This window comes from Pseudomonas sp. Ant30-3 (assembly GCF_000690905.1).
GTDB lineage: Bacteria > Pseudomonadota > Gammaproteobacteria > Pseudomonadales > Pseudomonadaceae > Aquipseudomonas.
Genome location: NZ_JMCL01000123.1, coordinates 1 through 11,936, shown reverse-complemented (window position 1 = coordinate 11,936; position 11,936 = coordinate 1). Strand labels below are relative to the sequence as shown.

Annotated in this window: 10 protein-coding genes and 2 pseudogenes; 8 read left to right on the top strand and 4 right to left on the bottom strand. The window is 59.1% G+C overall.

All coding sequences use genetic code 11. The annotated features are described in order from the left end of the window. The coding region (locus DU29_RS0125550; protein WP_028624259.1) for an ATP-binding cassette domain-containing protein at positions 1-1,420 on the top strand (1,420 nt) is incomplete at its 5' end. A gap of 9 nt (positions 1,421-1,429) precedes the next feature. Further along, complete coding sequence (locus DU29_RS0125545; protein WP_028624258.1) at positions 1,430-2,797, top strand: HlyD family type I secretion periplasmic adaptor subunit; 1,368 nt, start codon at positions 1,430-1,432, stop codon at positions 2,795-2,797. 137 nt (positions 2,798-2,934) lie between these two features. On the opposite strand, the gene DU29_RS0125540 is transcribed toward DU29_RS0125545, so the two are convergent. After that, positions 2,935-3,531: a tRNA-uridine aminocarboxypropyltransferase gene (locus DU29_RS0125540; protein ID WP_028624257.1), complete on the bottom strand. Its 597-nt coding sequence runs from the start codon at positions 3,529-3,531 to the stop codon at positions 2,935-2,937. 13 nt (positions 3,532-3,544) lie between these two features. Continuing rightward, positions 3,545-4,441, bottom strand: coding sequence for a LysR family transcriptional regulator (locus DU29_RS0125535; RefSeq protein ID WP_028624256.1), 897 nt, complete (start codon positions 4,439-4,441; stop codon positions 3,545-3,547). Positions 4,442-4,705: 264 nt separating this feature from the next. On the opposite strand from DU29_RS0125535, the gene speB reads away from it, so the two are divergent. The 5 genes from speB to DU29_RS0125510 all read left to right on the top strand — a co-directional run bounded on the left by speB (position 4,706) and on the right by DU29_RS0125510 (position 9,524). Next, the gene (speB, locus tag DU29_RS0125530) at positions 4,706-5,656 is read left to right on the top strand and encodes an agmatinase (RefSeq protein WP_028624255.1); all 951 of its coding nucleotides are present in this window, start codon (positions 4,706-4,708) and stop codon (positions 5,654-5,656) included. A 9-nt stretch (positions 5,657-5,665) separates the two neighbouring features. Beyond that, a complete protein-coding gene (locus DU29_RS0125525; protein ID WP_028624254.1) occupies positions 5,666-6,073 on the top strand; it encodes a YybH family protein in 408 nt (135 codons plus the stop codon). 49 nt (positions 6,074-6,122) lie between these two features. Then, a complete protein-coding gene (locus DU29_RS0125520; protein WP_161781310.1) occupies positions 6,123-7,634 on the top strand; it encodes a purine-cytosine permease family protein in 1,512 nt (503 codons plus the stop codon). Between the two features lie 102 nt (positions 7,635-7,736). Beyond that, positions 7,737-9,116 (top strand): sodium:solute symporter, encoded by a 1,380-nt coding sequence (locus DU29_RS0125515; RefSeq protein WP_028624252.1) that lies wholly within the window; start codon positions 7,737-7,739, stop codon positions 9,114-9,116. Positions 9,117-9,272: 156 nt separating this feature from the next. Continuing rightward, complete coding sequence (locus DU29_RS0125510; RefSeq protein ID WP_028624251.1) at positions 9,273-9,524, top strand: phosphopantetheine-containing protein; 252 nt, start codon at positions 9,273-9,275, stop codon at positions 9,522-9,524. Positions 9,525-9,612: 88 nt separating this feature from the next. Here DU29_RS0125510 and DU29_RS1000000133555 read toward each other — a convergent pair whose 3' ends face one another. Beyond that, positions 9,613-9,741 carry a PA1414 family protein gene (locus DU29_RS1000000133555; RefSeq protein WP_257737111.1) on the bottom strand — a complete coding sequence of 43 codons (129 nt, stop codon included), beginning with the start codon at positions 9,739-9,741 and terminating at the stop codon, positions 9,613-9,615. Positions 9,742-9,922: 181 nt separating this feature from the next. After that, a pseudogene (locus DU29_RS0125500) lies at positions 9,923-10,072 on the bottom strand (EamA/RhaT family transporter); the annotation flags it as partial. A 900-nt stretch (positions 10,073-10,972) separates the two neighbouring features. On the opposite strand from DU29_RS0125500, the pseudogene DU29_RS0125490 reads away from it, so the two are divergent. Next, a pseudogene (locus DU29_RS0125490) lies at positions 10,973-11,936 on the top strand (S-type pyocin domain-containing protein); the annotation flags it as partial.

The following is an 11,936-nucleotide window of genomic DNA, read 5'->3' as shown; positions in this document are numbered from 1 at the left end:
GCGTATCACCGGCATGTCGATGAAAGCGCGACCGGCCACCATCGGCGGTTTCGCCCAGAGCATTCACGACTTCCAGGGGCTGCGCGAATTCCTCACCGCCGTGACCCTGACCAGTTTGATCGACCTGCCGTTCGCCGTGCTGATGCTGGTGGTGATCGGCTTGCTCGGCGGCTGGCTGGTAGTGATTCCGCTGCTGGCGTTCCCGATCACGATCATCTTTGCCATGGTGATTCAGTCGCGCCTGCGCGACACCGTACAGAAAAGCCTGACCCTTGGCGCAGAACGCCAGGCCTTGCTGATCGAAACCCTGGGCGGTCTGGAAACCCTCAAGGCCTGCAGCGCCGAAAGTGAACGCCAGCACAAATGGGAAAGCACCCACGGCGCCCTCACCCGCCTCGACAGCCACGCGCGCAACCTCTCGGCGATGGCCACCAACGGCACGCTGTTCATTCAGCAATTCGCCGGCATGGCGACCATTGTCGCCGGCGTCTACAGCATCATCGCCGGCAACCTCAGCGTCGGCGCGCTGGTCGCGACCTACATGCTCGGCAGTCGCGTTCTGGCGCCGCTCGGGCAAATCGCCGGGTTGATCACGCGCTATCAACAAGCGCAACTGACCATGAAAAGCACCGACGCGCTGATGACCCTGCCGCAGGAGCGCGATGCCAAGCAACGTCCGCTGGAGCGCACTCAGTTGCAAGGTGCACTCGACGTGATCGGCGTGACCTTTCACTACAATGGCCAGAGCACGCCGGCGCTGGGTAACGTCAGCTTCAGCATGAAACCTGGCGAGCGCATCGGCATCATCGGTCGCAGCGGCTCCGGCAAAAGTACGCTGGCCCGGCTGGTGATGGGTTTTTATGCGCCGGAAGAAGGCCAGTTGCTGCTCGATGGCCTGGACCTGCGGCAACTGGACGTCGCCGACCTGCGCCAGCAAATCGGTTACGTCGCCCACGACTTGCCATTGCTGGCCGGTAGTCTGCGCGACAACCTCACCCTGGGCGCGCGCTACATCAGCGATGCGCGAATGCTCGAAGTGGCCGAATTGACCGGCGTGACCGAACTGGCGCGTCAGCACCCGCAAGGGTTTGACCGGCCGGTGGGGGAACGAGGTCAGCTGTTATCCGGCGGTCAGCGTCAGGCCGTGTTGCTGGCGCGGGCTCTGCTGCTCGATCCGCCGATCATGCTGCTCGACGAACCCACCAGCGCCATGGACAACAGCAGCGAAGATGTTCTGCGGCAGAAACTCCACGGCTGGATGCAAGGCAAGACCTTGTTGCTGGTCACCCACCGCACCTCGATGCTCAGCCTGGTGGACCGGCTGGTGGTGCTGGACAACGGGCGGATCGTCGCCGACGGTCCGAAAGAAGCGGTCATCGATGCACTACGCAAGGGCCGCGTCGGCTCTGCGGCGGTTTAGGAGTTGTCCATGTCTGATTCACCCGCAGCGTCATCGAAAGACAGGGGCTACTTCGGCAGTTTCGGCAAAACCGCCGAAAGCGAATTCATGCCGGAAACGGCCGGCGCCGCCTTGCAGGATTCCCCTCGCTGGTCGCGGATTACCGTGTGGCTGGCCGCCGGGCTGATCATCACCGCCGTGGTCTGGGCCAAATTCGCAGTGCTTGAAGAAGTCACCATGGGCGAAGGCAAGGCGATTCCGTCGAGCAAGGTTCAGGTGATCCAGAACCTTGAGGGCGGCATCGTCACCGAGATTTTCGTCCGCGAAGGGCAAATGGTAAACAAGGGCGACACGTTGCTGCGCCTGGATGACACGCGGTTTTTGTCGAACAAGGGCGAAAGTGAAGCGGATCGCTACGCGCTGACGGCGCAAGTCGAACGCCTCTCCGCCGAGGCCGAAGGCAGACCGTTCAAACTGTCGCCGGAAGTGATCGCCAAGGCGCCGCAAGTGGCCGCTGACGAACGCTCGCTGTTCGACCAACGGCAGCGTCAACTGGCTAGTGAACAACGCACGCTTAGCGAGCAACTGCGGCAAAAAACCCAGGAGCTGGCAGAGTTTCGCTCCAAACAGGGTCAGTTCAGCTCCAGCCTGGCATTGTTGCAGCAGGAAATGAACATGTCGGCGCCGCTGGTCGGCACGGGCGCGGTATCGCCGGTGGAGATTCTGCGACTCAAGCGCAGTGCGGTGGAAATCCGTGGCTCGCTGAACGCCACGACGCTGGCGATACCGCGTGCGGAATCGGCGATCAACGAGATCAAAAGCAAGATGGACGAATCCGAGCAAGCGTTTCGCTCGGAAGCCGCCAAAGAGCTCAATGAGAAACGCACGGACCTGTCGAAGATCACCGCGTCGAGTATCGCCATCGACGACCGTGTATCCCGCACCACCGTGGTATCGCCGGTGCACGGGATCATCAAGATGTTGAAGGTCAATACCATCGGCGGCGTGGTTCAGCCAGGCAACGATATGGTGGAGATTGTGCCGATCGAAGAGAATCTGCTGATCGAAGCCAAGGTGCGACCGCAGGACGTGGCCTTCCTGCACCCGGGGCAGAAAGCGATGGTCAAGTTCAGCGCTTACGACTACACGATCTATGGCGGACTGAGCGCCAAGCTTGAGCTGATTGGTGCGGACACGATCACGGACGACAAGGGCAACAGCTTTTATCTGATTCAGGTGCGCACCGACAAAAACCACCTGGGCGGTGATGCGAAACCACTGCTGATCATCCCGGGGATGGTAGCGACCGTCGATATCATTACCGGCGAGAAAAGTGTGCTGGATTACTTGTTGAAACCGGTGTTGAAAGCGCGGACTGAGGCGATGCGGGAGCGGTGATCGGGGCGCGGGGCTGCGGTGATTGTTCCATCGCCATCGCGAGCAGGCTCGCTCCTACAGTGGATCGCAGTTTTTCTGGAAGAACTCAATCCCTGTGGGAGCGAGCCTGCTCGCGATGAGGCCCTGACGAACGACAGCTATTTCGGCACGTGATTACGCTGGTAAGTCTCCTGCCCCATCGCTGCAATCTGCCCTTCGATCAACGCATCGAAAGGCTTCAATAACGCGTCAAATTTCGCTGGCGCTTCGAGTGTCTGCAACGCCTGCACAATCGCTTCGATCGTCGACAACGCGCCCGGCCCCGGGGCCTTGCGCAAGCGATAACGCGACACCGCGCCCGCCGCCAGCGTCACTCTCGGCAATGCTGCCAGCAGCGGATTGAGGTGCAACATTTTACTCGCCTTGCGCCAGGTCCCGTCCGGCACCACCAGCAGCATCGGCTCATCGCTCGCGGCGTAAGTGTGCAACGTCTGCGCATCATCCGCCGGAAACAGCAGCCGTGCGCGATAACCGGGCTGATTCAGCAGCGCTGGCAAATTCCCGAATACCTCCCCGACGATCAGCTCGGCATTGCTCAGGCCCAACGCCGCCAAACGCGCCGTGTTCAGCGCATGATTCACTTCACTCGGATGCTGCAACAGCAGCACGCGGGTGCGACTGTCGAGGTGGGGGATCAGCGCACACAGGCAATGGCTGTCGGGGCGCAGGCAGCGCGGGCAGTGGATTCTGGGCATGGCTTGGCTTCCTTCAGGCAACCGGATTGAGCTGCGCTTTGAGCAAGTCGCGGAACGTCTGGATCAACGGTTCACGGCTGCGGCCACGGCGCACGATCATCGAAAACGGCGCCTGATAACCGAAGGTCGCCGGCAGCAGCACGCGCAGATCGCCCTTGTCGGCCCAGGCCTGCGCGTAGTGCTCCGGCAGGTATCCGATGTAGGCGCCGGACAGCACCAGAATCAGCTGCGCTTCCATACTTTCGACGGTCGCGGCGCTGTGCTTGAAGCCGTGGCGCGCCAGTTCCGCCTGGCTCCAGTAGCCGCGACCGACCATGCGCTGCTGAGTAATCACTTGCTCGGGGATGCGTCGTTCGCTGAACAGCGGATGGCGACTGCTGCAATACAGCCAGTGTTGTTCGCGGTAAAGCGGCATGTAGACCAGGCCGCTCATTCGCGTGGAAAACGCGCCGATGGCCAGGTCGAGACGGTTGTCCTGCACGCCCAGTTGCAGTTCGTACGGGCTCATCACCGACAGGTGCAAATGCACGGCCGGGTGTTCCTGGCTGTAGGCGCCAATGGCTTCAGCGAATGGCAGGGCCTTGTCGCTAACAGTGGAATCGATCACGCCGAGGTTGAGCGTGCCGCGCAACTCGCCTTTCAGCGCAGCGGCATATTGCTCGAACCCTTCCAGCTCACCGAGCAGGCGCAGGGTTTCCTGATGGAACAATTCGCCTTTGCTGGTCAGGCTGAAACCGCCCCGCCCGCGATGGCACAGCACCAGACCGAGCGCCGCTTCGAGCTGACTCATGTAGGTACTGATTGCCGATGTCGAGAGGTTGAGCTCTTGCTGCGCGGTGGCGAAGCCTTGATGCCGGACCACGCTGACAAAAATGCGCAGGAGTTTCAGGTCGGGTAAAGCGTTGGCCATGGGGCCTCCAGCAAAAGCACATATAGACGATGAGGTCCTGTAGCAGCTGCCGAGCCTGCGAGTCTGCTGGCTCGGCAACTGTTACATGAGCACTGCGAGTCTATCGCCGCCACGCCCATTAGTTTAGAAAAATCTGAACTAAGTATTTGCCCGTAGCGATTCTTCCCGGCAACTACATTTTGCAGAATCGGCCCCACTCCGGTGCCCGTCTCTCTCTAAGGCGTGCACCGACATAAATAAAACAACGACGATGAGGCCCTACCCGTGGACAAGATTCTTCACCAACCACTGGGCGGCAACGAAATGCCGCGCTTCGGCGGCATCGCCACCATGATGCGACTTCCCCATGTGCCTACCGCTGCCGGCCTGGATGCTGCCTTCGTTGGCGTACCGCTGGACATCGGCACGTCCCTGCGCCCCGGCACCCGCTTCGGACCTCGCGAAATCCGCGCCGAATCCGTAATGATTCGCCCGTACAACATGGCCACCGGCGCCGCACCGTTCGATTCCCTGTCGGTCGCCGATATCGGTGACGTGGCGATCAACACCTTCAACCTGCTGGACGCCGTGCGGATCATCGAAGAATCCTACGACGCCATCCTTGAACACAACGTGATCCCGTTGACGCTGGGCGGTGACCACACCATCACGCTGCCGATCCTGCGTGCGATTCATAAGAAGCACGGCAAGGTCGGCCTGGTGCACATCGACGCCCACGCGGATGTGAACGACCACATGTTCGGCGAGAAAATCGCCCACGGCACGACCTTCCGTCGCGCGGCCGAAGAAGGCCTGATCGATTGCGATCGTGTCGTTCAAATCGGTCTGCGCGCTCAAGGCTACACCTCGGAAGATTTCAACTGGAGCCGCAAACAAGGCTTCCGCGTGGTGCAGGCCGAAGAGTGCTGGCACAAATCCCTGGCGCCGCTGATGGCTGAAGTGCGCGAAAAAGTCGGCAACGGTCCGGTGTACCTGAGTTTTGACATCGACGGCATCGATCCAGCCTGGGCACCCGGTACCGGCACCCCGGAAATCGGCGGTCTGACGACTATTCAGGCAATCGAGATCATTCGCGGCTGCCAGGGTCTCGACCTGATCGGTTGCGATCTGGTAGAAGTCTCGCCGGCTTACGACACCACCGGTAATACCTCGCTGCTGGCCGCTAACCTGCTGTACGAAATGCTCTGCGTACTGCCGGGCGTGGCCCATCGCTGAGGATCGGTCATGAACGAACTCGATCAGGTCTTAAGTGCTGCCGCTGCACTGGTGAAAGCCTTTGCCCGTAACGATCGCGAAGCCTACTTCGGTGCGTTCAGCGCCGATGCCAGCTTCGTGTTCTACACCCTCGAACAGCCTCTACTGTCGCGCGATGCCTACCAGGCGTTGTGGGACAGCTGGCGCGCCGAGGATGGCTTCGAGGTGCTGTCGTGCGCCTCAAGCAATGCTTTCGTCAGCCTTCAAGGTGATGTGGCGATTTTCATCCATGACGTGGCCACCGAGCTGCGCATGCAAGGGGAGCAACACTTCAGCCAGGAGCGCGAAACCATTGTGTTTCGCCGACAACAACAAGGCCTATGGCTGGCCTGCCACGAACATTTATCCGCAATGCCGGAAGGGCTGCCATCCCCTTAGCTTCAGGTGACGCTCACACACGATGAGCGCGCCTTTATGATCGGAGCAGATCATGAATAATAACAACGACAAAAGCCTTAGCAGCATTGAAACAAACGGGGTCGAACAGATCCCGGACCACGAGCGTGACGCCCGCCCCAGCGATCTGTTTCGCCTGATCTTCGGCGGCGCCAACACCTTTGCAACCGCTGTACTCGGCAGTTTCCCGGTGCTGTTCGGGCTGTCGTTCCAGGCGGGTGTCTGGGCGATTGTCCTGGGCGTGCTGCTCGGCGCGCTGATCCTTGCACCCATGGGCCTGTTCGGTCCGCTCAATGGCACCAACAACGCCGTGTCTTCCGGTGCGCACTTCGGCGTGCACGGGCGGATCGTCGGCTCGTTTCTGTCATTGTTGACCGCGATTGCTTTCTTCTCGCTGTCGGTGTGGAGCTCGGGTGATGCGTTGGTCGGTGGCGCAAAACGCCTGATCGGCCTACCGGAAACCGACCTGTCACTGGGCCTGGCTTACGGGCTGTTCGCGATACTGGTGCTGATCGTCTGCATCTATGGTTTCCGCTTCATGTTATGGGTCAACCGCATTGCGGTGTGGGCGGCCAGTGCACTGTTCCTGCTCGGGGCCTTCGCCTTCGCGCCGACGTTCGACAGCCAGTTCAGCGGCACTGTCGCGATGGGTCAGGCCGGCTTCTGGGCGGCGTTCATCGGCGCGGCACTGGTGGCCATGAGCAATCCGATTTCCTTCGGCGCGTTCCTCGGTGACTGGTCTCGCTACATTCCACGAGAAACCCCGAAAAGCCGGATCATGCTGGCGGTGATTGCGGCACAGATCGCTACCTTGATCCCGTTCCTGTTCGGCCTCGCCACCGCCACCATCGTCGCGATCAAAGCGCCGGACTACATCGCCGCCAACAATTACGTCGGCGGTTTGCTGGCCGTGTCGCCGAGCTGGTTTTTCCTGCCGGTATGCCTGATCGCAGTAATCGGCGGCATGTCCACGGGCACCACAGCGCTATACGGCACCGGGCTGGACATGTCGAGCGTGTTCCCGCGCGTGCTGTCACGGGTCAAAGCGACGCTGCTGATCGGGGTGATGTCGATTGCCTTCATCTTCATCGGACGGTTTGCGGCAAACCTGGTGCAGAGCGTGTCGACCTTCGCCGTACTGATCATCACCTGCACCACCCCGTGGATGGTGATCATGATCATCGGTCTGCTGGTGCGTCGCGGCTTCTATTGCCCGGATGACCTGCAAGTGTTCACTCGCGGCGAAAAAGGCGGTCGCTACTGGTTTACCCATGGCTGGAACTGGCGTGGGCTGGGTGCGTGGATCCCGAGTGCGCTGGTTGGTCTGTGCTTCGTCAACCTGCCGGGGCAATTCGTTGGCCCGTTGGGTGAACTGGCGGGCGGCATCGACATCAGCCTGCCGACCACCCTCGGCCTGGCGTCGGTGCTGTACCTCACCTTGCTGGGTCTGTTCCCGGAACCGGCCGCCGTGTTCGGGCCAAATGATCCACGCAGCAAGGGCACGGATACGCTCGCTAAACCGGCAATGCGACAAGCCGCCTGATCAAACGCATCACCTGTGGTCACCGCTCCCACAGGAATGGGTTTCCCCACAGAAATCGATTTTCAGCCTCACCATAAAAAAGACAATCGGAGACACGCCATCATGGCTTTGGATTTATTGGTCGTCATCATTTACGCCGTGGCAATGCTGGTGCTGGGTTACTACGGCATGCGCAAGGCAAAAACCCACGAAGACTACCTGGTCGCAGGTCGCAACCTCGGCCCTGGCCTATACATGGGCACCATGGCCGCCACGGTTCTGGGCGGTGCGTCGACCGTGGGCACCGTGCGACTGGGCTACGTTCATGGCATTTCCGGTTTCTGGCTGTGTGCCGCACTGGGTTGCGGGATCATCGCGATCAACCTGTTCCTCGCCAAACCGTTGCTGAAACTGAAGATATTCACCGTTACCCAAGTGCTGGAAAAGCGCTACAACCCAATGGCGCGGACGGCCAGCGCAACCATCATGCTCGCGTACGCACTGATGATCGGGGTGACGTCTATCCTGGCCATCGGCACCGTGCTGCAAGTGCTGTTCGACATTCCGTTCTGGGTTTCGGTGCTGCTTGGCGGCGGCATCGTGGTGATCTACTCCACCATCGGCGGCATGTGGTCCCTGACCTTGACCGACATCGTCCAGTTCGGCATCCAGACCGTGGGCCTGATGTTCCTGTTGCTGCCGATCTGCATGTATCGCGTAGGTGGCTGGGACCAACTGGTGGCGCAGTTGCCGGCGGCCAGTTTCAGCTTCACCAGCATCGGCTGGGACACCATCATCACTTACTTCCTGATCTACTTTTTCGGCATCCTGATCGGCCAGGACATCTGGCAGCGCGTGTTCACAGCGCGTAGCGAAAAAGTCGCAAAAGTCGCCGGTACCTCCGCCGGGATCTACTGCATCATCTACGGCCTGGTCTGCGCCTTGATCGGCATGGCGGCGCACGTACTGATCCCGGATCTGGACAACGTCAACAACGCTTTCGCAGCCATCGTCAAAGTGTCTTTGCCGGACGGTATCCGCGGCCTGGTCATCGCCGCAGCACTGGCCGCGATGATGTCCACTGCCAGCGCCGGCCTGCTCGCAGCATCGACCACCCTGTCTGAAGACCTGCTGCCGAAACTGCGTGGCGGCAAGCCGTCGAACGTCAACAGCAATCGGCTGTTCACCCTCCTCACCGGCATCGTGGTGCTGGGCATTGCGCTGGTCGTGAACGATGTGATCAGCGCCTTGACCCTCGCCTACAACCTGCTGGTCGGCGGCATGCTGATCCCGCTGATGGGCGCCATTTACTGGAAACGTGCAACCACGGCCGGGGCGATCACCAGCATGGCGCTTGGCTTCGTGACTGCTCTGGTGTTCATGTACACCGATGGCATGGACGCCAATACGCCGATCTATTACAGCCTGGCGGTCAGCCTCGTGAGTTTCGTCGCGGTGAGCCTGCTGTCCCGTCGTCCGGCAGGGGTGGCGACTGCGATCTAAACTGTACTCGACTTGATGCTTTCTTTGACGGGTGTGGCGTCGGTTGCCACGCCCGTTTTTTTTCGTCTGCAGAATGCTGTTGTGAAGAGCCCCCGAGATCGAGCCTGCTGTACTCGAGCGCGGGAAGAGCTACGTCAACGTTCGTGAAGAACAATCATGAAAAAAGCAGCCGTTCGCGCCGCCGTCCACCGCTTCATCAGCCGCTTGCTGGAAAATCAGCAAGACTTCGCCGACAACGCCAGTCTGCAGGACTTGGGATTGGACAAAGAGGATATTGAGGAATTGATCTTCCATCTGGAAGATGAGTTGGGCCTGACGGCATTTACCGCCGAAGAGGACCAAATGCTCAAGACCGCCAGGACGGCGAATGACTTGAGTCGGTTTTTGATCGAGATTGGGCGGCATTAAAACCGCCCCCTTGCGAAGAATGCGCTGTAGCAGCTGTCGAGCACCGCGAGGCTGCGTTCGGCGGTGCCCATCATCTACCCGAAGCTATTTACCGCCGGCGTTGCTGGCGTCGACGCTGTTCGTCGTCCGTACGAATAGGCACAGGTTGCATAGGCGGTTCGATCAAACCGAGTGCAACACCCAGATCGTGCAGCCAGTTTTGGATTTTCTCTTTCATGGTGCCCCCTTCAGGGTAGTGCTGAGCGGCTGAAATTCTGAAGCCCCTTCGCACTGATAATAGTCCGAAGTCCTACGCAATGCTCGGCAAATGAAGCAATGATCTGTTACTGAATTGATCTGAATCCAGCAGTGTAAGTTCAAGCAATCGCCCGCACCGCGATCACCGGTGGTGGATAGACCGAAATACCTGACCGAGCGGCCGCCTGCATCACCGGTGCAATGTCCGGCGCTGCCCATTTGATCATGACCTGCTGAACGCCCCAGATCAGGCACAGGCCGATCATCACCTGCAGTGCAAATCCGTCGGCGCTGCGGCGGGTGATGCTCACTGGAAGACCACGACTGCACAATCCATGGCAGTAAGACTCTCAGTAGAAGCAATACCCGGTCATAGCAGCTGGCGCAGCCTGCGTCCGGCAGCGCATCACCCGCGATGTGTACTTTCAAACGATTGATTGGCGACTGGTGCGCAGCCGGACGCAGGCTGCGCATCACCCGCGATGTGTACTTTCAAACGATTGATTGGCGACTGGTGCGCAGCCGGACGCAGGCTGCGCCAGTTGCTACACGGGAGAGGCGGACTTCACAGTCTGGCTGTTGCCGAGACTGCAACAGTGCATGTCTGGGATCGCTATTTTTCCTGCATGAACAACGGCTTATTCTCGCCGGGCTTTCACGCCGACCGGGCGGCCAGCACGAAGCGACGGAAGCTGCTCAGCGCACTCCACCGCGAAGATTCAGATGATTTGAAGCCTTTTGAATCATCACCCCATGTTCCCTGACGTTGATTTGTTGCTCCTTGATCCACGTCTTACTTTGGCCGCTGCGTTTGCAGCGGCCTTTTTTATGGGTGATGGTTTTGTTGCACAGCGAAAATTCCACTTAGTGCTTAAAACACATCCCACAAGAACCTCCCTGTAACTACATAAGAAATATCTGTTAATGCGTAGGAGAATTCTACTTGCATCCCTAATCCGTGAATTTTCAGTCAACTTCTACATCGAACTACTCACAACCAGTTCAGACCCAGCCTGATGTGCCTTGAAGTAATCTGATTGAGCATTACCCACTTGTTGCTCAAGGAAGATAAATCATGACCGAGAAACAAGGTCCTCCGCTGGACCTGGCACAGACAATTGTTAACGGAGAAAACAATACCGTCCACCTGGACACCACCTACGTCGGAAAGCAACCAAAGCCCGGAACAAATCCAGCAGGTGGAGGTTTTCGTGTTCCGCCAACCCGCCCTGGCGGAATGGGCTCAGGCATCACCCATACCGAAGGCCTTAGACGTGAAACAAGAGATAAAAGAAAAAGCCACGCAAGCATGGGTAAAAAACGATTACTCGGCGAAGTCTCAGGGTTTGCCGAGGCTAACCGAAGTTGAGCTCGCTACTGCAAGAGAGTTAAATCCGGCGCATGTGGCTACACCTGCACAGTCATATCAGCACGAACTCAATATCAGAAACATATTAATACAGCAAAAGACGACCGCACTTTACGCTTATACGGTGCAGGCTAATGATTTCTATGGGCACAGTCCTTTCAATGCAACTATCGGGGATTATCTAATCCGAGCTCAAGCTCTGGACAGATCAGTCACCCCCTATGGGCCTGCTTATTCAAAATGGGCAAACTCTTACCAGTCTGCCCACACGGCTAAGCTGCTAACTGAGCAGATTCAGCTATTAAACAATCAGCAAGCACACGTACAAAACCTGCTTGCCGCTGCACACGTGCAAGAACAGATCGCTGCGGCTGAGCAAGCGCGTGTTGCAGCACTGGCCGAAGCTATGCGAGTAGCAGCCGAGCAAGCTCGAATTGCGGCGCTGGCCGAAGCTGAACGAATAGCGGCGGAGCAAGCCCGAATCGCGGCGCTGGCCGAAGGCGAACGAATAGCAGCCGAGCAGGCCCGAGTTGCCGCGCATGCGGCGGCGGAGCAGGCCGCGGCGGACTTTGCCCGCATCAGCTCAGAGGAGGCCCAGCGTGTCTTAGCGGAATTGGCCCGCTTGAAGGAGGAAGAAACTCAACGCGCGGTGGTGGACGCGAATCGCCGTAATATGGAAGAGCGTCAACGAGCGCAGGAAGAGTTTAAGAAGAGCCAAATCAAAAGCGCTGAAGAACTCAGACGCCTGCAGTTGAAGATTGCTGCCGAAGATCAAGCTCGCATCGCCAAGCTAAACGCTGCCATAG